The organism is Herbaspirillum sp. WKF16, assembly GCF_028993615.1.
Lineage (GTDB): Bacteria > Pseudomonadota > Gammaproteobacteria > Burkholderiales > Burkholderiaceae_D > Herbaspirillum.
This window is the reverse complement of sequence record NZ_CP118632.1, coordinates 925,250-945,961: the sequence shown is the minus strand read 5'-3', so window position 1 is coordinate 945,961 and position 20,712 is coordinate 925,250. Positions and strand designations below refer to the sequence as shown.

The window sequence follows — 20,712 nt, the reverse complement described above, 5'->3', positions numbered from 1 at the left end:
CTTTGTTCGCTTCTTTGTTTGCTCTTGCCAACGGAGGCTAGACCCCATGAAACTCACCGACCTCAGGATCGGTACCCGCCTCTATCTCGGATTCGGCATGGTGGCCGCGATCCTGGTGATCCTGGTATCGGTCGCGTATGCCAACTTCAACCGCCTGAGCACCGCCAACGAATGGAACACGCACACCTACGTGGTGCGCGGCGAGATCAAGAGCACGCTGGAAAGCCTGCTCAACATCGAGTCCGGGCAGCGCGGCTTCTCGCTCACCGGCGTCGACGCCTCGCTGGAGCCGCTCAACGCCGGCGTGCGCGCCTTCAAGGAACACCTCGACCGCGCGCGCGAACTGACCGCCGACAACCCGGCCCAGCAGGAACGGTTGCGCAAGCTGGACGAGGCCGAGCGGCGCTGGATGGCGGCCGCCATCGAACCGGCGCTGGCGATGCGGCGCGCGGTGCGCGAGGGCAGGTCCATGCTCCTTCGCCTGCGCACCCCGGCCTGGCGATGCTGCCGCGCGGCTGAGGCGCTTCACGAAAAAAAAGAGCCCGCATGATGCGGGCTCCTTTCCATCAGGACGCGAAGTCTTCAGTACCAGTTGTTCATGAAGAAGACGAAGCCGTCCACCAGATGGGACATGACGCCCTTGGCGCTGGCGACCTGGGAATGCAGCATGAAGACGGTGCCCAGCACGATTGCGGAAATACGCATGATGTCCTCCCTCTTGAAGTCTTGCGAGGCAAACCTGTTTCGCCTCGTTGGTTGACAAGATGCCATCTTGCGCCAGGCCGATCAAGACCGGTTTTGTCATTTTAGCCATTACCTGGGGTATCGAATCAAGCAAGGGCTTCGATACTTTCCGGCACGATCACCTACCCCGCCAGCGTTCCCTCCAGCAAGCGCTCGAACAGGTCCGCCCCGCCCATCTGCCCGCCCTTGAGCATGATCTCAAGGCCATCCAGGCCGGCTGCCTGCGCATGCGCGCGGCACAGCGCCACGCCGGGGGACAGATTGCCGAGATAGGACAGCCCCCAGATATCCAGCGCCTTCAATGCGTGGCTGGAAGTGTCGCCGCCGGCCACGCCCACGCGCGTCACCGGCGCCGCCTGCAGCACCCGCCGCAACAACTGTCCGCATGCCATGGCCAGGCGCTGCGCGGCGCCCGCGTCGGACAACAGCCGGCGCTCCCCTTCATGGGCGGCGCTGCAGGCCAGCACGTGGCGACCCGCGCGCAGGCCGTCGGCGATGCGCGCGACGATGGCGGCCAGGTAGCCTTCCTCCCCCGCGACCAGGCGCTGCGCGTCGAGCAGCAGCCTGTCGTAGGAATGCGCCGCGCCGACCTGCTGCGCGGTGACCGGCGAGAGGCTGCCGGCCAGCGCGAATACCGGACCGCGTGCAGGAGCGATAGTCATCTGCGGCGCGTTGCCTTCCTCCAGCCAGCCCTGCTCGCGCCACCAGGCGGCCAGCCCCTGCACGACGCTGCTGGCGCCGACGGCGAGCAGCTCTTGCCGGATGGCGCGGGTCCAGATCGCGCGGCCGATGGCGGCGAGGTCGGCCTCGCGGGCGACGTCAAGCAGCACGGCGTCGGGACGCGCCGCCAGCAGTTCCTCGATGTGCGCGTCAAATGCCTGCGCATCGCCATACAGCGGATAGTGCAGGCCGGCGACCTGCAGCCCTTGCCGGCCCAGGTGCAGGCGCAGGTCGGCCTCGTCCATCGGCGTGACCGGGTGGCGGCGCATGGTCGGATGGCGGTCGATGCGCACCACCTCGCCGCCGGCCTGCGCGGCGGCGTACAGGTGGCTGAACAGGCAGTAGCGGCGCAGGTTGGGCTGGCCGCCGACGATGGGCACGAAGGGATTGGGTATGCGCGCGCGCCAGATGCGCAGCGCGGCGCCGATGTTGCCCACCTGCGGCGCGCTGTCGAAGGTGGAGCAGATCTTGTAGTGCGTGACCGGCGCGCGCAGGCCCGAGAAAAATGCCGACACCGGCTCCAGCTCGACACGCAGTTGCTCCGGATCCATGGAGCGCGCGGCGCCGGCAATGCCCAGGCAATCGAGTTCGCCCGCCGCGCGCAGCTGCGCCGGTTCGGGGAGGCGCAGGAACAGCAGGCTGCGCAGGCCGGCCAGCGTGGCGGTGGCCAGGGTGTCGGTGGCGCCGGTGAAGTCGTCGCCATAGAAGGCGATCTTGGGGCGGCCGTCGAGGAATGCGGGCCTCACTGCATCGGCTCCTCGTTCCCGCTCATTTGAGCCGGGCGCCGTAGAAGCCGATGGCGCGTTGCAGCTCCGGCGCCTGCTTCGCGTACTCGTCCAGCGCGATGCCGGCGCGCGCCGCGTCCCAGGCCTGGCGCAGGCTGGCCACGCCGGCGCCGGCGCCGTCCGGATGCGCCAGGATGCCGCCGCCGGAGAGGAAGATCACGTCGCTGCTGTCGATGGCCTCGAAGGTGGGATGCACGGTGCCGGCCCACTGGCCGTTGGAAAACACCGGCATCACCGCGTCGCCGTCCGACATCGGCGCCAGGCAGGCGCGCGCGGACTGCACCACTTCGTCGTTGCATTCGGAAAACTTGCCGTTGAGCCCGTGCACGTGCAGGTGATCCACCCCGGCCAGCCGCCACAGCGCCTGGTAGGCCGGATAGGACATGCCCAGCAGCGGCTCGCGCGACATCATGCCGAAGCCGTTGCGGTGGCCGTGCAGCGCCAGCGGCGTGCTGCGGCGCAGGCTCTGGATGGCGGAATAGCCGCACCAGTTCAGGCTGGCCATGACGCAGCTGCCGCCTTCGCGTTCCACCAGCTCGGCGTGGCGGCGCATGCTGTCCAGGTCGTCGCTGATGTTGAAGGCGACCATGACGTTGCGCCCGCTCTTCTCGCGCCAGGCGCGCACGCGCCGCATCACCGAGCGCACCCGCTGCTCCAGCGGCGCATGCGAAGGATTGGCGCAGACCTCGTCGTCCTTGATGAAGTCGACGCCGGCTTCGCACAAGCGGCCCACCAACTCGCCGGTCTCTTCCGGCGACAGGCCGACGTTGGGCTTGATGATAGTCCCCAGCAGCGGCGCATCGGCCACGCCGGCCAGCTTGCGCGTGCCGGCGATGCCCTGCCGCGGCAGGTCGAAGCGGCGCCGGTACGAGGCCGGCAGCGTCAGGTCCAGCAGGCGCAGTCCGGTGACCTCGCCCAGGTCGTACAGGTTGCCGGCCACGGTGGCGGCCAGCGTGGGCAGGTTGGGCCCGACGTTCTCCACCGGGAAGGAGATGCGGATGCGCGCGCGGCGATAAGGGCCGGCCATGCCCTGGCGCTGTTGCCAGGCATTGGGCAGGCTGGGCCGGGCCACGCCCTCCAGTTCGTCGATTGCCTCCACTACGGCGCGGGCGCGCCGGCGCAACTGGTCGGTCTCGCCCTCGACCCGCACGAAGGTGCCGCAGGATTGCTCGCCGGCCATGACCTCGGCCACGGCGGCCGGGTCGAGCGGCGTCTCGATCAGGTAGTCGGCCGAGAAGCGGCTGCCGTCCATCGGCAATGTCGCGGGGCCCATCGTCACAGCTTGCTCAGGTCGGGGAAGGCGCGCACCGGATCGCTGCCGTCCCAGCCTTCGGACGACTCGCGGATGATGCGGAACACCCGGCCCTTGGGCCCGGCCACTTCGGACAGCTCGATCACCGTGCCGGGGTGGTATTCGGTCTCGAAGTAGACGAAGCGCCCGCGCTCGCCGACCTCGCCGCTCATGCCGACCTTCCAGCCGCGATCCAGCAGCAGCCGCAAGTCGCGGTCGAAGTGTTCGGTCCAGTAGGCCACGTGCTGCAGCCCGGTCTGGCCGTTCTTCATGAAGTCGCGATACATCGACGGCGTGTCGCCGCGCGCCTGGATCAGTTCGACCTGCACGCCGCCCGAATTGGCCAGCGCCACTGAGTTGTGGATCTCGTAGGGCTGGTCCTTGTAGCGGTAGTTCTTCAACGGCACCCGCTCCATGTAGTAGAACGGGCCCACGCCCAGCACCTCGGTCCAATACTTCATCGCGGCTTCGATGTCGGCCACGACGTAGCCCAGCTGTTTTATCTCTCCGAGAAAGCGGCTCATGTTTTTCCTTGTTGATGTGGTCAGGCCAGCTTTCCGGTGTATTTTTCCAGCAGCGCCCAGGCCTCGTCGCCGAACTTCTTGTGCCACTCGGCGTAGAAGCCGGCGCCGCGCAGCTTGGCGCGGAAGGCGGCGTTGTCGATCTCGTTGAACTGCAGGCCCTTGGCCTTCATGTCGGCCACCAGCGAGTCGTTGAGCGCCTTGACGTCGACCCGCTGCTTCAGGCCGGCCTCGTTGATGTTGCGCGCGACGATGTCCTGCAGTTCCTTGGGCATGCGCTCGAAGGACTTCTTGTTGCCCATGAACCAGAAGCCGCTCCAGACGTGGTTGGTCATGGAACAGAATTTCTGCACCTCGTAGAACTTGACGGTGGCGATCACCGCCAGCGGGTTTTCCTGGCCTTCGACGATCCTGGTCTGCAGCGCCGAGTACACCTCGGCGAAGTTGATGCTGGTGGGCGAGGCGTCGAAACCGCGGAACAGCGAAGTCGCCAGCGGGCTGGGCGGCACGCGCAGCTTCATGCCCTTGAAATCCTCGGGCCTGGCAATCGCGCGAGTGCTGGTGGTGACCTGGCGATAGCCGTTGTCCCAGCATTTCTCGAAGGCGAACAGCGCGGTCCTGGCGGCGATCTCGCGGCGCACGTAGGCGCCCAGCTCGCCGTCCATGGCGGCCCATACCTGGCTGTAGTCCTTGAAGGCGAAACCCACGCCGCTGATCTGGCCGGCCGACACCAGCGTGCCCAGCACTTCCGGCGAGATCGTGAAGAAGTCGATGGCGCCCGAGCGCACCTGCGAGAGCATGTCGGTGTCGGTGCCGAGCTGGCCGTTGGGATAGACCTGCAGCTCGACCCGGCCCTTGGATTCGGCGGCGATCTTCTGCGCCATCTCCTTGGCACGCACGTTCATCGGGTGCGACATGGGCAGGTTGTTGCCGTACTTCAGCGTGAACTCGGCCGCATGCGCCTGCGTGCCGTACAGGCACGCGGCTGCGGCGGCTGAAGCCAGCGTCGCCTTCTTCAGAAAGGCGCGCCGGCCGGAAAGTGTATCGCCTGGCATGTCCATCGTCGTCTCCCAATGATTGGTGTTGTGCGCGGCGGCCGCGGCGGGGCGCCGGGGCTGTATCCGCATGTTCTGATGATGCTTTCTGATTCGATTTGATTTAGACTTTTTCGGCGCCCGCATGCCGTCCTCGTCCAACCAACCTCGCCCGGTTGCTTCCAGCCTGAAGCAAGGCTGCAGAATATCGCCGCCGAATCCGCGCGGTCAAAGCCGCTTTTTGATGGTTTTTGATGTAATCAAACATACCTGGAACCAGGCCATGCCCGACCAGAAACGCAAGCCCTCTTCCCTCGCGAACGCACCCGCGCCAGCCGCCAGCCGCGCGCGTGTCACCGACATCGCGGCTGCTGCCGGCGTTTCCACCGCCACCGTCGATCGCGTGCTCAACGGGCGCCCCGGCGTGCGCGCGGCGACCCAGCAACTGGTGATCAAGGCCGCCGCCGCGCTGGGCTACCTGCCCGAGTCCGACCTGTACAAGGCCTTGCGCCCGCAGGCCATGCAACTGGCCTTCCTGCTGCCGCCGCGCAGCAACCGCTACATGCAAATGCTGGGCGACTACATCGGCTTCGCCGAAGAGCAGCTTGCGCCCTTCAACGTGCGCTGCAAGTGCCACCACATCGAGGGCTTCAATCCGCGCGTGCTGGCGCAGCGCCTGCTGCACTACGGCCGCCAGGCCGACGGCGTGGCCTTCATGGCGCTGGAGCATCCGCTGGTGCGCGAGGCGGTCAACACGCTGGCGGCCGAAGGCGTGCATGTGGTGACGCTGATCTCCGACCTCTCCAACTCGCTGCGCGCGGCCTACGTCGGCATGGACAACCGCGCCGCCGGCCGCACCGCCGGCATGCTGCTGGCGCGCTTCCTCGACCGCGAGGTGACCAATCCGGGAGCCGGGCGCACGCCGGGCAAGATCGCCATGATCGCCGGCAGCCTGAGCTATCGCGGCCATGAGGAAAGGGAGATGGGATTCCAGCACGTGCTGGAGGAGATGTGCCCGCAGGTCCAGGTGGTAGGCCTGCGCGAGGGGCATGACGATGCCGACGCCAACTACAAGCAGGCGCGCATCCTGCTGGAACAGTATCCGGACCTGGCCGGCATGTACAACATCGGCGGCGCCTCGGACGGCGTGGGCCGCGCCCTGAAGGAATGCGGTCGCGACCAGAAAGTGGTCTTCATCGGCCACGGCCTCACGCCCGACACGCGCGGCCTGCTGATCGACGGCACCATGGATGCGGTGCTGACCCAGCATCCGCAGAACATGATCATGAATTGCGTGCGCATCTTCGCCAACCTGCGCGAACGGCGCGATGCCCTCTCCGGCGTGGAAGCGGTGCGCATCAGCGTGATCCTGCGCGAGAACCTGCCCTGACGCGCGCGCCGCTCAACCCGGCAAGGGCGGCATCGACGGGCTGCGCTCGCCCCACAGCACGAACAGCTTGCCGCGACGCGGGCGCAGGCGGCGCTTGCGCAGGCTGGAATACACCAGCTCGGCCAGCGTGCGCTGCTCGGCATCGCTCATCCTGAGCGAGAAGCGATACATCTTCAGCAGCATCAACGCATTGTTCATGAAGGCCAGGTCAGTCGCCTCGGCGCGCGCCAGCGCCGCCATCTGCGCCGCCAGCGTCAGGCTGCGCGCGCCGTCGGCGGCAGCGCCCGGCAGGCGGGCCTCGCTCGTCTCCTGCAGGCCGATGCGGTACAGCGCGTAGCGGTAGCCGGGTTCCAGCTCGCTGTCGTCGCCGGCGCGCTCGTCGATGCCGACGCCGGCCAGGCCGGCCAGCAGCCGCTCCAGCGCCGAGAGGCGCACCGCATGGCCGATGGCGCCCTGCCCGCTCCAGCCACCGGCGGGATCCAGCAGCCACGCCAGGAAGCCGTGGTCGAGCCGGGTATCGCGCGCGGCGCGGCTGGCCAGGATGCGCTGCGCGGTGGCCATGTCGTCGGCATGCCGGCGGTAATCGGCTGGCGCGACGCCGGCGACCACGCCGCCCGCGCCCCGCTGCACGTCGCCGCCCGCATTGGCGCCGGCCATGCGCGCCTGGCGGTAGGCCGCCAGGTCGGCGGCCAGCGCGTCGACCTCTTCCGGCGCGATGCCGTTGGCCTGCGCATAAGCGTAGGCATCGGCCAGGTAGCGACGATCGCCGAAGGAGAGATAGTCGCGCGCGGGCGTGCCGGCGTTGCCGCTGCGGCGCGCCACCGGCGGCTCATCCTCGCGCCGGGAAATGCCGAAGACGCGCTGCAGCAGCACCAGGTAGGCGCCGTCCTGCACGCTGTGCGCCAGATTGGAAACCTGCACCAGGTCCGCCAGGTGCGGCGCCGCCGCCACCAGCTCGGCCAGCGACGGCGCGCGCGGCAGCACCAGGCCGCGGATCACCCCGCCGGCCAGCGCCAGCGGCCCGGAAGGCAGCGCCAGCGCCGCCATCATCTGCTGCAGGTCGGCCTGCTGCTGCGGCGGCAGCGGCGCCTGCGGCTGCAGGTTGTACAGCGCCAGGTATTGGCGCATCAGCTGCACATAGTTGTCCGGATAGGCGGTCTGCTCCAGCGGCGACAGCGTGGCGTAGAACACCAGCGCCGCCTCGATCACGGGACGCCAGTCGCCGCTGCCGAGCGCGCGCTGGAACACCGGCGCCCAGAAGCGCTGATCCTGTTCGGCGCGCTCATTGGCGGCGGCGTAGCGTTCGTTGGTGGTGTAGGCGCCGCTCTCGTCGTAGACGATGGCTGAGAGTTCGGCGCGCGACAGGCCGGAGAAAGGATTGGCCGCGCGCCCGTACAGCGATGCGGTGGCTTGCCGCGCCTGCGCCAGGCGCGCCGGGTCGTCCGATGGCGGCGCCTCGGCGTCGGCGCGCCGCACGGCATCGGCGCCGCGACGGGCGGCTACCAGGCGCGCCTCGATGGCGTACAGCGTGGCGCGGGTGATGGGCTGCGCGGTTGCGGCAGCATCGGCTTGCTTGGCTTGCGCCGCCGGCGCGGCCACATCCTCGGCAGCGGCGGCGGCAGATGCATCGGCGGCGGCGCTGTCGACGATGCCGGCCAGGGCGGCCAGCAGGCGGCCTTGCGAGGACAAGGTCAGCGTGACGCCTTCCTCAGGCGCGACTGCGGCGGCCGGTGCCGGCGCGCGGCCGGAGGCGTCGGCCCCGGCGTGGTTGGCCGGCGCCTGCGAGGTGAAAGGCGGCAAGGCATCGCGTGCCGCCACTGCGATTTCCGTTTCGATGGCCATGTTCACTCTCCATGTGTGGAGCTCTTATGGCTGATTACGGTTCGCGTGCGGCAATCTTTACAGCGGTAAAGCGGGCTGGCGCAAATTATTTGCGATTTCCCAAGCCTTTGTTTCCATTGGGAATTTTCGATCCGCAACGTATCGAAACAGCGCGTCTTGCGACACCGGAAAATCAGGCTGCAAGCTTGCGGCGATAACGCCTGACCATCAGCGACATCGAGAAGCAGATGACGAAATACACCGCGCCCGCCACGAACAGCAGCTCGATGATGCGGCCGTTGCGTTCGCCGATGCTGTAGGCGCGCCCGAAGAAATCTGCCAGCGCGCTGACGTACACCAGCGAGGTGTCCTGGAACAGCACGATGCCCTGCGTGAGCAGTAGCGGCACCATGTTGCGGAAAGCCTGCGGCAGCACGATCATGCCCATCGCCTGCGGATAGGTCAGGCCCAGCGCATAGGCGGCCGCCATCTGGCCGCGCGAGACGCTGTTGATGCCGGCGCGGATGATCTCGGCGTAATAGGCGGCCTCGAACAGGGCGAAGGCCACCAGCGCCGAGGTCATGCGCAGGTCGTTGGCCGGCGACAGGCCGAACACTTTCTGCAGCAGCTGCGGCACGATCAGGAAGAACCACAGCAGCACCATCACCAACGGGATGGAACGGAACAGGTTGACGTAGGCCGTCGCGAACCATTGCAACGGCCGCTGGCGCGACAGCCGCATCATCGCCAGCAAGGTGCCCCAGGCGATGCCGAAGACGATCGCCACCAGCGTGATCTTGAGCGAGACCAGCATGCCGTCGCCCAGCACCTTGAGCGCGGCCGGCGTGACGGCGCTGAAATCGAATTCATAAGCCATGGCGTCTCCTTACTTTCCCGCCAGGCCGGGCAGGCTGGTCTTGTGTTCCAGGAGGCGCATGCCGGCCATGACGCCGGCGTTGATCGCCATGTAGGCCAGCGTGACGGCGATGAAGGCCTCGTAGGGCTGGGCGGTATAGTCGACCAGCTGGCGTCCCTGCGCGGCCAGCTCCAGCAGGCCGATGGTGGAGGCCACGGCCGAATTCTTGAAGATGTTGAGGAACTCCGACGTCAGCGGCGGCAACACGATGCGCATGGACATCGGCAGCAGCACGAAGCGATAGGTCTGCGCCAGCGTCAGCCCCAGCGCCAGGCCGGCGCCCTTCTGGCCACGCGGCAGCGATTCGATGCCGGAACGCACCTGCTCGCAGACGCGGGCGGCGGTGAACATGCCCAGGCACAGCATGGCCATGACGAACTGCTGGATCATCGGTGGCATGGCCTTGACCGCGTCGCCCCAGGGCAGCAGTTCGGGCATCGCGAAATACCAGATGAAGATCTGCACCAGCAACGGCACGTTGCGGAACAATTCCACATAGCAGGCCGCAACGCCGGAAAGCAGCCGGCCGGGCAGCGTGCGCATGACGCCCAGAACGGTGCCCAGCGCCAGCGCGATGAGCCAGGCCGACGGCCCCAGCGCCAGCGTCACGCCCAGGCCAGACAACAGCCAGCCGAGATAGGTCTGGCCGGCGCCGGGCGCCTGCAGGAAGACCGACCAGTGCCATTGGTATCCCATGCTTCTCCTTTCGCGCCGGCGCCTTCAGCGCGGCGGCTCGGCGAAGGGCAGCGCGCCCTCGCCCTGTCCCTCGGCGCGCATGCCGAAGGTGTTCAAGGTCATCGCCACCAGGGCGTAGTAACCCAGCAGCCCCACCAGGTTGACCACCACCGGCAGGCCGAACAGCGCGCAAGCTTCGGCGTAGGTGGCGTCCGAGACGCGCTTGTCGCGATACAGCTCGCTGGCGAAGTTCCAGATCACGCGCTCGTCGTTCTCCCGGAACACCGGCGCCTCGCCCTTGCGGATGCGTTCGGCCGCATCGGCGGGCAAACCCGCATCGACGGCGATGGGCAAGTGGATGTGCCACTCCGCCTGCGACTGCCAGGCGGCGGCGGTGGCCAGGATCGCCAGCTCGGAGAGGCGCAACGGCAGGCCGGTCTCGTAGCGACAGAAGGCGCCCAGGCGCTGCGCCAGCTCGCCCAGCTGCGGGCTGTGGATCCAGGCCACGAAGGGACCGTTGAGGTTCTTGCGCGGCCCGGCCAGGATGGCGTCGAGCATGGCGGTCTGGTCGGGCGTCATCTGCTCGCGGGCAATCGCGGGCAGGCGGGACGGCTGGGTCATGGGGCGCTCCTGATGAAAGTGAAAACCGACAGTCTGCCTCAATCCATCGGCTTGTCGCTGGGCGCGGCGTACAGCCTGGACACCGTCTCCGACATCGGGAAGTTGAAGCTCACGTTCTTGGGCGGGATCGGGAAGGTGAACCACTTGGCGTAGATCTTCCTGATCTCGCCGCTCTTCATCAGGCCCGACAGCGTGTCGTCGACCAGCTGCTTGAACTGGGGATCGTCGCGCCTGACCATGAACGCATAGGGCTCGGCGCCGAAGGGATTGCCGGTCAACACCCAGTCGCCCGGCTTTTGCGCGGTGGTGCGCGCGCCGGCCAGCAGCACGTCGTCCATCACGTAGGCGGCCACGCGGCCCGATTGCAGGATCAGGAAGGCTTCGCCGTAGTCCTTCGCGCTCTGGATCTGCATGTTCATCTTGCGGTGCTCGTTCAGGTTGCGCAGCAGCTGTTCGGAGGTGGTGCCGGCGTTGGTCACCACGGCCTTGCCGGCGAGGTCGGGAAAGTCCTTGATGCCGCTGTCGCGACGCGTCAGGATGCGGCTGCTGGCGACGAAGAAATTGGTGGCGAAGGACACCTGCTGCCAGCGGTTCCTGAGGTTGCTGGTGACGCCGCATTCCAGGTCGATGGTGCCGTTCTGCAGCAGCGGCGTGCGGTTCTGTGAGGTCACCGGCACCATCCGCACCTCCAGCCTGGGCGCGCCCAGCTTGAGTTTCACCGCATCGATCACCTTGTTGCAGAGATCCTGCGAATAGCCGATCACTTGCTGGTTCTCGTCGTAGTAGGAGAACGGGATGGAGCTGGTGCGATGGCCGATGGCGATCAGGTTGGCGTCCTTGATCTTGCCCAGCGTCGCCCCCAGCGAGGCATCGGCGGCATGCGCCGGCAACGCCGCGCACAGGATGGACAGCATGGCGGCCGCGACGGCCGGGCGCTTGATTGCTTGCATCGTTTCACCCTCCCTTTGAAATTCGAATCAGGACACGGCGGCGGACACCGCCTCCGACAATCTTCCGACGATGTCGGAAACGTCTTGCTGCGTGGCGATGAACGGCGGCGCCAGCAGGATGTGGTCGCCGTTGCGGCCATCGATGGTGCCGCCCATCGGGTACACCAGCAGGCCGCGCTGCATGGCCTCGGCCTTCACCCGGGCATGCGTGCGCCGCGCCGGATCGAGCGGCGCCTTCGTGGCGCGGTCGGCCACCAGCTCGACGCCGACGAACAGGCCGCGACCGCGCACATCGCCCACGTTCGGATGGGCGTCGAAAACCCCATGCAATTCCACGCGCAACTGCTCGCCGCGCTGGTGGACCTGCTCCAGCAGGCGCTCTTCGCGCAGGGTATCGAGCACTGCCAGCGAGGCGGCGCAGGCGGTGGCGTGGCCGATATAGGTGTGGCCGTGCTGGAAGAAACCGGAGCCCTGCAGCACGGCGTCGTAGATGCGGTCGCTGCAGATCATGGCGCCGATGGGCTGGTAGCCCGCCCCCAGGCCCTTGGCGACGGCGACGATGTCGGGCTCGACGCCGTCTTCTTCGCAGGCGAACAGGTAGCCGGTTCGGCCCATGCCCGACATGACTTCGTCCAGGATCAGCAGCACGCCGTACTTGTCGCATACCGCGCGGATCCTGCGGAAATAGTCGGCCACCGGCGGCACCGCGCCGGCGGTGGCGCCGACCACCGTCTCGGCGACGAAAGCGGCGACTTGCTCCGCACCCAGCGAGAGGATCTTCTGCTCCAGCTCATCGGCCAGGCGCTGCGCGTATTGCGCGTCGCTCTCGCCTTCGGCGCGCTCGCGATAGGCATAGCAGGGCGACACATGATGCGCCTCGATCAGCAGCGGCATGAACATCTCGCGGCGCCACGCATTGCCGCCGATGGCCAGCGCGCCCAGGGTATTGCCGTGGTAGCTCTGGCGCCGCGCGATGAAGTACTTGCGCTGCGGCTGGCCGTTCTCGACGTGGTATTGGCGTGCCAGCTTGAGCGCGGCTTCCACCGCCTCCGAACCGCCTGACAGGAAGTAGACGTGATTCAGCTTGCCGGGAGCGGCCGCGGCCAGCGTCGCGGCCAGCCGCTCGGCGGGCTCTGTCGTGAAGAAAGAGGTATGGGCATAGGCCAGTTGCCCGACTTGCCGCCGGATCGCCTCGACCACCCGCGGATGGCCGTGCCCCAGGCAAGACACGGCGGCGCCGCCGGAAGCGTCGAGGTAGCGCCGGCCTTCGCTGTCGACCAGCGTCATGCCCTCCCCGCCGACGGCGACAGGCAGCTGGTTGCGTGGATTACGATGGAATACGTGCGTCATGCCTTGTCCTTTTTCCCCTGTCGCAACGATTGATTTCTTGCCGGAATCAACGTGCAACATTCGTTGCAAATTCAAATTGAATTGCAATATAAATGAACAAAATCGTTAACGCAACGTTTGTTGCTCTTTAAATTAATTTTGATTATTTTGGTGCAAATCAAGCATGCTTACGGTGCAAAAACACATGCCTCCGGCACACCGATGGCGCAGGCACGCAAACGACGACGGGCGCCGCAGCGCCCGTCGCCGGGAGAAACAAAGGGAAGAGGCTTAGCGGGCCACGTAGGCGCCGGTGCGATGCAAGGCGTCTTCAGCCAGTTCCAGCCGCTTGACGGCCTGGTCGTCGTCAATGGAAATGACCAGCTCGATCAGGCTTTCCGCCAGCGCGGTGGCGGCAGCCATGGAGGGGAAGAAGGACGGGCTCTCATGCGAAAAGAGCAGGCAGTGATCGGCCTTGAGCGCGATCGGCGCCACCGCGCTGTCGGTCAGCGCGATCAGTTTGGCGCCGGCGTCGGCAGCCGCCTCGGCTACCCGCACCGCCTCGGCGGAATACGGCGCGAAGCTGGTCACCACCACCACGTCCTGCGGCGCGAAGGCGCGCAGTTCGAGATCGAGCGATCCCTCGCTGCCGCGCACCAGCGAGACCGAGGTGCGGAACAGGCGATACAGGTAGTGCAGCAGGAAGGCGATCGAGAACGCCGCGCGGAATCCCGCGATGTGCACGTGGCGAGCCTTGGCCAGCGCGCGCGCGGCGGCCAGCATGCGGTCGGCGCTCTTGGGTTCGGAGGCGTCGAGGTTGGCGCGATGGGCGGTGAAGAGTTCTGCCACCAGCTTGTCGCTGTTGCTGCGGCGGACGATGCTCTTGGCCTTGAAGGCGTAGGCCTTGGGCTCCCCCGCCAGCCGCTCGACGAACAGGGCGCGCAGTTCGGCCCAGCCGGCGAATCCCAGGTACTGCGCCAGGCGCACGAAGGTCGACGGCTGCACCTGCGCCTTCTGCGACAGCGCGCGCATGGTGGAGACCGCGACCTCGCCCGGATTGTCGAGCAGGAAGGCGGCGCCGGCCTGGAACTGCGGGCGCATCTCGGTAAAGCGCGCGCGGATGGCGGCATCCAGTTCGCTGAAGGTTTGCGGCGGGCGGTCGGCGTTGCTCATTGCGGTCGGGCGATCAGGTAGGTGCGGTGAACATGCGGCCGATGGTAGCAAACAATTGCCGCGCTATCGCAACATTTGTTGCAATGCCGCCGGCTGTCGTTCCAGCCCGGCAAACCAGTGGAACGCCACGTATCGCGCCATGAAATGCGAGTCCACAGTCGATGAAAAACCACATCGCCGGTCCCTGTTTGCGAAAAAAAATCACGCTGTTTCCGCCCCCTGCGATCGGCCGCAATCGACCGCATGATGCCGACTACCCCAGTAAGCACGCTCGTTCTCTTTATCACTCTCGCGCGCAGCGGGAGCGAATTCTCCTGCGTTGCGAATATTGCCGCAGGGATTTCAGGATTTCTCCGATGCCCAGCGCCCGCCGCCGGCTCTACAGTCGTTTCAAAGGGGGAACCAAGATGAACAAGAAAGTCTTTGCAGTGACGGTAGTGGCAGCGGCGATGTTCAGCCAGATCAACTGGGGCAGCGCACTGCTGGCGGCGACTTCGGGAGCGCTCGCGATCTCGGTGACGGTTGCCGAAAAATGCCGCGTCGATTTTTCGGAGGGCAGCGCGGACTTCTTCCAGGTCTGTTCGGCCGCCGCCGGCGTGGCCAACGAACGTTCGCAGAATGTGCTGGGGTCGGCCATCGCGATCGATCCCGCCGCCGATCCCTACTTCCTTGATCGCGATCCGGACAATCCAACGCGCGGGGCCGCTGCCGCGCCGGGCAGCGCCGCCGCCGCCGGCGTCGCCATGGCGGCAGGGAACGCGCGGCGCGGCCCCAAGGTGGTGGTCATCAACTATTGAGGCGGGCGCGGTGGTGAGCCAGAGGCCGGGCCGTCAGGCCTTGCGCACCGCCACCCGCCGCTTTTCCTGGCGCTGCAGGTAGTGGTTGGGCGCGGTCTGCAGCGCCTTGCGGAACATGTTGGAAAACGCGCTCTGGCTCTTGTAGCCGAGCGCCTGCGCCACCGCCCCGACCGCCTCGCCATTGGCCAGGCGCACCAGCGCTTCGCTCAGGTGCACCTGCTGCACCCAGTGCCTGAATTGCAGGCCGGTCTCCTTCGGGAACAGGCGGATCACGGTGCGCACGCTGGCGCCGCCGACCCCGGCCCAGTCGGCCAATGAAAACTGCCGTCCCGGCTCGGCCAGGATGGCCTCGCAGATCGCTACCAGGCGACGGTCGCCCGGCCATGGAATCTCCACCGGGATGGCCGGCGCGCGCGAGAGCTCCGACATGATCAGTTCGGCCACGTGGCCGGCGCGGCTGTCGGGACGATATTCGTTGGACTCGGCCAGCAGCGCCAGGATGAGTTCGCGCAGCAGCACTGACACCTCCAGCAGCCGGCAGCGCTCACCGATGCCGCGCCCTTCCGTCTCGCCGATATACAAGGTGCGCATGCTGACCCTGCTCAGCATGTGGATCTCGTGCTCCACCATCGGCGGCACCCACAGCGCGCGCTGCGGCGGCACCAGCCACACGCCCTGCGGCGTGCGCACCTGCATCACGCCCTCCACCGCATACAGCAGTTGCCCGCGCCGGTGCGAGTGGGCGGTCAGCAGGTCGCGGTATTCCAGCTCGCGCGCGAAGGCCACCACCGCGCAGTCGGCGATCTGCAGGGCAGCCACCTCGCGGCTGGGGCTGACATGGCGAATCTTGGGAACTGGCATTTAATCGTCAATAAGTGTCATAAGCAGGAATAGATGCCAATGATACGCTTTGTCCGTCCCCACAACACGCCTCCACGCGCCATGACCAGCACGACCGACACCTCCACGCCCCAGGGCGGCGCCAGCGCCGCCTCGCCCGCCCAGCCGCTGGTGATGAGCATCATCCTGGCCTGCGGCGGCGCGCACCTGATCAACGACATGATCCAGGCGCTGCTGCCGTCAATCTATCCGATGCTCAAGTCCAACTACGGCTTGTCCTTCACCCAGGTCGGCCTGATCACGCTGACCTTCCAGGTCACGGCCTCGCTGCTGCAGCCCTGGATCGGCATGTACACCGACCGTCATCCCAAGCCCTGGTTGCTGCCCAGCGGCGCGGTGGCCACCCTGGTCGGCATCGTGCTGCTGGCCATGGCCGGCAGCTTCGCGGCCTTCCTGCTGGCGGCGGCGCTGATCGGCATCGGCTCCTCGACCTTCCACCCGGAAGCCTCGCGCATCGCGCGCATGGCCTCGGGCGGCCGCTTCGGCCTGGCGCAGTCGACCTTCCAGGTCGGCGGCAACGCCGGCTCGGCCTTCGGCCCGCTGCTGGCGGCGGCCATCGTGGTGCCCTACGGCCAGGGCAATGTCGCCTGGTTCGTGCTGCTGGCGGTGCTGGCGATCGTGGTGCTGTCGCGCGTGGCGGGCTGGTATCGCGCCCACCTGGCGGCGACCAGGGGCAAGGCCAAGGCGCGCGCCGCCCGGCAGTTGCCGGCCGCCACCGTGCGCCGCGCGCTGCTGGTGCTGGCGCTGCTGGTGTTCTCCAAGTACTTCTACATGGCCAGCTTCACCAGCTACTTCACGTTCTACCTGATCGACCGCTTCCATATGTCGGTGGCCGGCTCGCAGCTTTACCTGTTCCTGTTCCTGGGCGCGGTGGCGGTGGGCACCTTCGTCGGCGGCCCCATCGGCGACAAGATCGGCCGCAAGCTGGTGATCTGGATCTCGATCCTCGGCGCCGCGCCCTTCGCGCTGCTGCTGCCGCATGCCGACCTGTTCTGGACCGGCGTGCTGTCGGTGGTGATCGGGCTGGTGATCGCCTCGGCTTTCTCCGCCATCGTGGTGTATGCGCAGGAGCTGGTGCCGGGCAAGGTGGGCATGATCGCCGGCGTGTTCTTCGGCCTGATGTTCGGCTTCGGCGGCATCGGCGCGGCGCTGCTCGGCCACCTGGCCGACCTGTACGGCATCGCCTGGGTCTACGGCCTGTGCGCCTTCCTGCCGCTGGCCGGCCTGCTGACGGTGTTCCTGCCCGACTTGAAGGAAGCGCGCGCCTGATGCGGCAAGGCTAGGCGCACGCATGAAAAAAGGGCAGCCGCGGCTGCCCTTTTTGCTGCGTGCCGCGTTTCAGCGCGTATCGCTGAGGCGAAACTGACCGACGATGCCGGCCAGGCGGCTGGCCTGCTCCTGCAACGATTGCGCGCCGGCGGCGGCTTCCTCGACCAGCGCGGCGTTGCGCTGGGTGGCCTGGTCCATGTGCGCCACCGCGTCGTTGGTTTGCTTGATGCCCTGGCTTTGCTCGCGCGTGGCGGCGGAAATCTCGGCCACCACGTCGGTCACCCGGCGCACGCTGTCGACCACGCTGCGGATGGTGGCGCCGGCATCGGCTACGCTTTGTTCGCCGCCGCGCACCTGCTCCACCGAGTCCGAGATCAAGACCTTGATCTCCTTGGCAGCGGTGGCCGAACGCTGCGCCAGCGAACGCACCTCGGAGGCCACCACCGCGAACCCGCGCCCCTGCTCGCCGGCCCGCGCCGCTTCCACTGCCGCGTTCAGCGCGAGGATGTTGGTCTGGAAGGCGATGCCGTCGATCACGCTGATGATGTCGACGATCTTCTGCGACGAACCGTTGATGGCGCTCATGGTCTGCACCACCTGCTCCACCATGGCGCCGCCGCGGCCTGCGATCTCGGAGGCCGACTGCGACAGCTGGTCGGCTTGCATCGCGTTGTCGGCATTGTGGCGCACGCTGGAGGTGAGCTCCTCCATGGCCGCCGCGGTTTGTTCCAGCGAACTGGCCTGGGCCTCGGTGCGCTGGGACAGGTCCATGTTCCCGCTGGCGATGTCGCGCGAGGCGGAGTGGATGGTATGGCTGGCGTCGCGGATGTCGATCATCATGCCTTCGATCTTGTCGACAAAGCGGTTGAAGGCGGCGCCGATGCGCGCCAATTCGTCGCTGCCGCCGGCATCGAGGCGACGCGTCAGGTCGCCGTCACCGTCGGCGATTTCACCCAGCGCGCGCTGCACCAGGGACAGGCGGCGCAACACGCGCGAAACCAGGGCGCCCAGCGCCAGCGCCGCCAGCACGGTGACCAGCGCCGCCGTCACGGCCGAGGTCACCAGCATGGCGCCCAGCGGCGCGGTGGCGTCGGCCCGGTCCAGCGCGACCACCAGCATCCAGTCGGTGCCGGCGACCTTGGCGGAGAACAGCATCTTGTCATGACCCACCAGCCTTACATCCTGGTGGCCCTGCCCGCCGGCGTTGTCGGCCAGCGATTGCACGCTGAGGGCGGGATCGAGGTCGGCCAGGGGCTTGAGGCGCAGCTTCTCGTTGGGGTGGGCGAGCACGCGCCCGGCCGAATCGGCCAGGAAGGCGTAGCTGTTGGACGTGGGCTTGATCGCCATGACATTGTTGACCACGGTGTCCAGCAGCACGTCGGCGGCCGCCACCGCGCTCACCTGGCCGGCGCCGCCGACGGCTTCGGCGAAAGTCACCAGCAGCTTGCCGTTGCTGGCGCCGATGTAAGGCGCGGTCACCACCGGGCCGCCGGTCTTGGCGGCCAGCTGGTACCAGGGGCGCTTGGTCGGATCGTAATCGGCCGCGCGGGTACGCTCCTGGGAGAACACCGCGTGCTTGTCTTCATAACCGATGTAGGCCAGGTCGAAGCCGCCGGCCTGCTCGGCCGCCTTCACGAAGGGCAGCGGCTCGGGCAGCGCCGCTGCCTGCTTGATCGAGGCCACCACCATCTTCTTCGACGCGGCCCATTCGGCGATGGCGGCGGCGCGGCCCTGAGCCAGCTGCTCCATCTGGCTGTCCAGCGAAGACAGGGTGCGCGAGCGCGCAGTCATGAAATTGGCGACGACGATGGCCAGCATCGCCAGCACGACGATGCCTGAGCAGATGGCGATGAGGCGGTTACGCAGGGAGGAATTCATAGGTTTTCCACAGGAACTGGTCGCAGGCCGCCGGCTCCGACGACGGAGAACGGCCCTCGGACAGATCGGATTTGCACGGGACGCAGTGGTGCAGCCAGCGGACGCTGGCCCCGGCGAGGAGATTAAAGGGATTTTGTGACTGCAACGTTACCGACAGGCTTTGTCGCGCAAAGCGCGGCCGGCGAGTTTCATCATGACAACACCGTGGGGCTTGCGGAGAATTTTCCGGCGTTAAGTCTGGCTTAATTCTGGCGGTCTAAAGTCGTTGGCGATGGGGTCTCCTCTTTCCCCTTGTTCGCCGCGACGACATCCGGCGGACTCCTTTCGGCCCGCAGCCAATGCGGGCCGTTTTTTTGCCTGGACGCTAGCCGTTGCCCGGGTCTGTGCCGCGGTGCTTGGGCTGGCCCAGGCGCTGCGCGCGATAGATGCCGGTATGGCCGGAAAACAGGTAGGCCACCACGCAGGCCAGCGCGGCAAAGGGCCCGATGCCCGCGCCGAACAGCTCGACCGCCATGATGGTGGAGGCCAGCGGCGTATTGGCCGCGCCGGCAAACACCGCCACGAAGCCGAGCGCGGCCAGCAGCGGGAAAGGCAGGTGCAGCAGCGGCGCCAGCGCATTGCCCAGGGTGGCGCCGATGTAGAACAGCGGCGTCACCTCGCCGCCCTTGAAACCCGTGCCCAGCGAGGCCACCGTGAACGCGCCCTTGGCCAGGAAATCCCATGGCGCCAGCGGCTGCTGGAAGGACTGCACGATGACGTCGATGCCCAGGCCGACATAGCGCTGCGTGCCGCAGGCCCAGACCGCCAGCGCCACCGCCACGCCGCCGATGGCCGGGCGCAGCGGCGCGTAGGCCACGTGCTTCTTCATGAAGGCCGACAGGCCGTGCGCGCTGCGCGCAAAGGCCATGCCGGCCAGCCCGAAGATCGCCCCCGCGGCGATCACCGCCGCCGCGCTCCACAGCGCCACGGGCGCGGCGGCTGTCATGGCGTAGTGGGTGTGGTGCACGCCCCAGGCCAGGCCGACCTGGTCGGCCGCGATCGCCGCCACGAAGCAGGGAAAGATGGCGTCATAGCGCATGCGCCCGATGGCCAGCACTTCCAGCCCGAAGATGGCCCCGGCCATGGGCGTGCCGAACACCGAGGAGAAACCGGCGCTGATGCCGGCCATCAACAGGATGCGGCGATCCTCCGGACGCAGGCGGAACACGAGGGTCAGCTGGTCGGCCAGCGCGCCGCCCATCTGCACCGCGGTGCCTTCCCGTCCGACCGAGGCGCCGAACAGGTGCGACGCCACCGTGCCCAGCAATACCAGCGGCGCCATGCGCAGCGGCACCACCTTGGCCGGATCGTGGATCTCGTCGATCAACAGGTTGTTGCCGGCCTCGACCGACTTGCCGGCATGCAGGTAGATCCAGCCCACCGCGAAACCGGCGACCGGCAGCAGCCACAGCAGCCAGGGATGGGCCTCGCGCGTGCGGGTGGCGAGATCGAGCGAGAACAGGAAGAAGGCCGAGGCGCTGCCGGCCAGGAAGGCCACCAGCGAGGCGATCAGGCACCACTTGCCGACATAGGGCAACAGGCGCAGCGGTTCAGGAAGTTTGGATGCGTTCATGGTCGGGCGTTGGTGTGTGATACAACCTGGCCGGCAGGAACGGTGGCATGCTTAAGGCGCGCGCCTACAGTCCCCTCTTCCAGGGTCCGTAGGCATCATCAGCCCCGGCAGATGCCGGCGGCGGTTCAGGGAGGAATGCCATCTCCGGCTCGCATGGTAGCAAGTTTCAGGCGGCCGGACAATCGTCGCCCGACCAGATTATTCCGGGAACGGCCGGCGTTGTCGCGTTGTGACGCCGCGGCCGCGCCCGTTCCCATCCGGGCGGCCATGTGAGATCATTGGCGCG

General features: G+C 67.4%; 19 protein-coding genes and 1 riboswitch. Of the genes, 4 read left to right on the top strand and 15 right to left on the bottom strand.

The genetic code is table 11. From position 1 onward, the window contains the following. Nucleotides 1-46: 46 nt before the first annotated feature. Nucleotides 47-550 (top strand): CHASE3 domain-containing protein, encoded by a 504-nt coding sequence (locus Herbaro_RS04200; protein ID WP_275012586.1) that lies wholly within the window; start codon nucleotides 47-49, stop codon nucleotides 548-550. Nucleotides 551-582: 32 nt separating this feature from the next. Here the strand turns inward: Herbaro_RS04200 and Herbaro_RS04195 are convergent, their stop codons facing one another. From Herbaro_RS04195 to Herbaro_RS04175, 5 genes are all read right to left on the bottom strand, one after another. Further along, nucleotides 583-705 (bottom strand): hypothetical protein, encoded by a 123-nt coding sequence (locus tag Herbaro_RS04195; RefSeq protein WP_275012585.1) that lies wholly within the window; start codon nucleotides 703-705, stop codon nucleotides 583-585. 161 nt (nucleotides 706-866) lie between these two features. Next, entirely contained in the window at nucleotides 867-2,210 is a 1,344-nt protein-coding gene (locus Herbaro_RS04190) for a four-carbon acid sugar kinase family protein (RefSeq protein ID WP_275012584.1), read from the bottom strand. A 22-nt stretch (nucleotides 2,211-2,232) separates the two neighbouring features. Next, nucleotides 2,233-3,522 carry a ribulose-bisphosphate carboxylase large subunit family protein gene (locus Herbaro_RS04185; RefSeq protein WP_275012583.1) on the bottom strand — a complete coding sequence of 430 codons (1,290 nt, stop codon included), beginning with the start codon at nucleotides 3,520-3,522 and terminating at the stop codon, nucleotides 2,233-2,235. Between the two features lie 2 nt (nucleotides 3,523-3,524). Then, nucleotides 3,525-4,064 carry a VOC family protein gene (locus Herbaro_RS04180; RefSeq protein ID WP_275012582.1) on the bottom strand — a complete coding sequence of 180 codons (540 nt, stop codon included), beginning with the start codon at nucleotides 4,062-4,064 and terminating at the stop codon, nucleotides 3,525-3,527. Between the two features lie 20 nt (nucleotides 4,065-4,084). Further along, on the bottom strand, nucleotides 4,085-5,116 hold the full coding sequence (locus Herbaro_RS04175; RefSeq protein ID WP_275013956.1) for a TRAP transporter substrate-binding protein: 1,032 nt from the start codon (nucleotides 5,114-5,116) through the stop codon (nucleotides 4,085-4,087). A 262-nt stretch (nucleotides 5,117-5,378) separates the two neighbouring features. Between Herbaro_RS04175 and Herbaro_RS04170 the strand changes: the two genes are divergently transcribed. Further along, a complete protein-coding gene (locus Herbaro_RS04170; protein ID WP_275012581.1) occupies nucleotides 5,379-6,485 on the top strand; it encodes a LacI family DNA-binding transcriptional regulator in 1,107 nt (368 codons plus the stop codon). A 12-nt stretch (nucleotides 6,486-6,497) separates the two neighbouring features. Here Herbaro_RS04170 and Herbaro_RS04165 read toward each other — a convergent pair whose 3' ends face one another. The 7 genes from Herbaro_RS04165 to Herbaro_RS04135 all read right to left on the bottom strand — a co-directional run bounded on the left by Herbaro_RS04165 (nucleotide 6,498) and on the right by Herbaro_RS04135 (nucleotide 13,970). Beyond that, on the bottom strand, nucleotides 6,498-8,327 hold the full coding sequence (locus Herbaro_RS04165; RefSeq protein ID WP_275012580.1) for a hypothetical protein: 1,830 nt from the start codon (nucleotides 8,325-8,327) through the stop codon (nucleotides 6,498-6,500). A 172-nt stretch (nucleotides 8,328-8,499) separates the two neighbouring features. Continuing rightward, nucleotides 8,500-9,183, bottom strand: coding sequence for a glutamate/aspartate ABC transporter permease GltK (gltK, locus tag Herbaro_RS04160; RefSeq protein WP_275012579.1), 684 nt, complete (start codon nucleotides 9,181-9,183; stop codon nucleotides 8,500-8,502). A gap of 9 nt (nucleotides 9,184-9,192) precedes the next feature. Further along, complete coding sequence (locus tag Herbaro_RS04155; protein ID WP_275012578.1) at nucleotides 9,193-9,918, bottom strand: amino acid ABC transporter permease; 726 nt, start codon at nucleotides 9,916-9,918, stop codon at nucleotides 9,193-9,195. A gap of 24 nt (nucleotides 9,919-9,942) precedes the next feature. After that, nucleotides 9,943-10,518 (bottom strand): carboxymuconolactone decarboxylase family protein, encoded by a 576-nt coding sequence (locus Herbaro_RS04150; protein ID WP_275012577.1) that lies wholly within the window; start codon nucleotides 10,516-10,518, stop codon nucleotides 9,943-9,945. 38 nt (nucleotides 10,519-10,556) lie between these two features. Beyond that, entirely contained in the window at nucleotides 10,557-11,468 is a 912-nt protein-coding gene (locus tag Herbaro_RS04145; RefSeq protein WP_275012576.1) for a transporter substrate-binding domain-containing protein, read from the bottom strand. A 27-nt stretch (nucleotides 11,469-11,495) separates the two neighbouring features. Further along, entirely contained in the window at nucleotides 11,496-12,818 is a 1,323-nt protein-coding gene (locus tag Herbaro_RS04140; RefSeq protein WP_275012575.1) for an aspartate aminotransferase family protein, read from the bottom strand. 270 nt (nucleotides 12,819-13,088) lie between these two features. Beyond that, nucleotides 13,089-13,970, bottom strand: a complete 882-nt coding sequence (locus Herbaro_RS04135; RefSeq protein WP_275012574.1) for a MurR/RpiR family transcriptional regulator — start codon at nucleotides 13,968-13,970, stop codon at nucleotides 13,089-13,091. Between the two features lie 161 nt (nucleotides 13,971-14,131). Here Herbaro_RS04135 and Herbaro_RS04130 point away from each other — a divergent pair, with 161 nt between their 5' ends. After that, entirely contained in the window at nucleotides 14,132-14,767 is a 636-nt protein-coding gene (locus tag Herbaro_RS04130; RefSeq protein ID WP_275012573.1) for a hypothetical protein, read from the top strand. A 33-nt stretch (nucleotides 14,768-14,800) separates the two neighbouring features. On the opposite strand, the gene Herbaro_RS04125 is transcribed toward Herbaro_RS04130, so the two are convergent. Continuing rightward, the gene (locus tag Herbaro_RS04125) at nucleotides 14,801-15,628 is read right to left on the bottom strand and encodes an AraC family transcriptional regulator (protein WP_275012572.1); all 828 of its coding nucleotides are present in this window, start codon (nucleotides 15,626-15,628) and stop codon (nucleotides 14,801-14,803) included. An 81-nt stretch (nucleotides 15,629-15,709) separates the two neighbouring features. Between Herbaro_RS04125 and Herbaro_RS04120 the strand changes: the two genes are divergently transcribed. Next, nucleotides 15,710-16,936: an MFS transporter gene (locus tag Herbaro_RS04120; RefSeq protein WP_275013955.1), complete on the top strand. Its 1,227-nt coding sequence runs from the start codon at nucleotides 15,710-15,712 to the stop codon at nucleotides 16,934-16,936. Nucleotides 16,937-17,005: 69 nt separating this feature from the next. On the opposite strand, the gene Herbaro_RS04115 is transcribed toward Herbaro_RS04120, so the two are convergent. Continuing rightward, on the bottom strand, nucleotides 17,006-18,814 hold the full coding sequence (locus tag Herbaro_RS04115; RefSeq protein ID WP_275012571.1) for a methyl-accepting chemotaxis protein: 1,809 nt from the start codon (nucleotides 18,812-18,814) through the stop codon (nucleotides 17,006-17,008). A gap of 364 nt (nucleotides 18,815-19,178) precedes the next feature. Further along, nucleotides 19,179-20,426 carry a chloride channel protein gene (locus Herbaro_RS04110; RefSeq protein WP_275012570.1) on the bottom strand — a complete coding sequence of 416 codons (1,248 nt, stop codon included), beginning with the start codon at nucleotides 20,424-20,426 and terminating at the stop codon, nucleotides 19,179-19,181. Nucleotides 20,427-20,508: 82 nt separating this feature from the next. Continuing rightward, nucleotides 20,509-20,581, bottom strand: a riboswitch (Fluoride riboswitch). Nucleotides 20,582-20,712 lie beyond the last annotated feature (131 nt).

Bases quoted from the DNA above. Each gene is read 5' to 3' on its own strand.
- Herbaro_RS04200 (WP_275012586.1), top strand. From the start codon at position 47: ATGAAACTCACCGACCTCAGGATCGGTACCCGCCTCTATCTCGGATTC.
- Herbaro_RS04195 (WP_275012585.1), bottom strand. From the start codon at position 705: ATGCGTATTTCCGCAATCGTGCTGGGCACCGTCTTCATGCTGCATTCC.
- Herbaro_RS04185 (WP_275012583.1), bottom strand. From the start codon at position 3,522: ATGGGCCCCGCGACATTGCCGATGGACGGCAGCCGCTTCTCGGCCGAC.
- Herbaro_RS04180 (WP_275012582.1), bottom strand. From the start codon at position 4,064: ATGAGCCGCTTTCTCGGAGAGATAAAACAGCTGGGCTACGTCGTGGCC.
- Herbaro_RS04175 (WP_275013956.1), bottom strand. From the start codon at position 5,116: ATGCCAGGCGATACACTTTCCGGCCGGCGCGCCTTTCTGAAGAAGGCG.
- Herbaro_RS04170 (WP_275012581.1), top strand. From the start codon at position 5,379: ATGCCCGACCAGAAACGCAAGCCCTCTTCCCTCGCGAACGCACCCGCG.
- Herbaro_RS04165 (WP_275012580.1), bottom strand. From the start codon at position 8,327: ATGGCCATCGAAACGGAAATCGCAGTGGCGGCACGCGATGCCTTGCCG.
- gltK (WP_275012579.1), bottom strand. From the start codon at position 9,183: ATGGCTTATGAATTCGATTTCAGCGCCGTCACGCCGGCCGCGCTCAAG.
- Herbaro_RS04155 (WP_275012578.1), bottom strand. From the start codon at position 9,918: ATGGGATACCAATGGCACTGGTCGGTCTTCCTGCAGGCGCCCGGCGCC.
- Herbaro_RS04150 (WP_275012577.1), bottom strand. From the start codon at position 10,518: ATGACCCAGCCGTCCCGCCTGCCCGCGATTGCCCGCGAGCAGATGACG.
- Herbaro_RS04145 (WP_275012576.1), bottom strand. From the start codon at position 11,468: ATGCAAGCAATCAAGCGCCCGGCCGTCGCGGCCGCCATGCTGTCCATC.
- Herbaro_RS04140 (WP_275012575.1), bottom strand. From the start codon at position 12,818: ATGACGCACGTATTCCATCGTAATCCACGCAACCAGCTGCCTGTCGCC.
- Herbaro_RS04135 (WP_275012574.1), bottom strand. From the start codon at position 13,970: ATGAGCAACGCCGACCGCCCGCCGCAAACCTTCAGCGAACTGGATGCC.
- Herbaro_RS04130 (WP_275012573.1), top strand. From the start codon at position 14,132: ATGAAAAACCACATCGCCGGTCCCTGTTTGCGAAAAAAAATCACGCTG.
- Herbaro_RS04125 (WP_275012572.1), bottom strand. From the start codon at position 15,628: ATGCCAGTTCCCAAGATTCGCCATGTCAGCCCCAGCCGCGAGGTGGCT.
- Herbaro_RS04120 (WP_275013955.1), top strand. From the start codon at position 15,710: ATGACCAGCACGACCGACACCTCCACGCCCCAGGGCGGCGCCAGCGCC.
- Herbaro_RS04115 (WP_275012571.1), bottom strand. From the start codon at position 18,814: ATGAATTCCTCCCTGCGTAACCGCCTCATCGCCATCTGCTCAGGCATC.
- Herbaro_RS04110 (WP_275012570.1), bottom strand. From the start codon at position 20,426: ATGAACGCATCCAAACTTCCTGAACCGCTGCGCCTGTTGCCCTATGTC.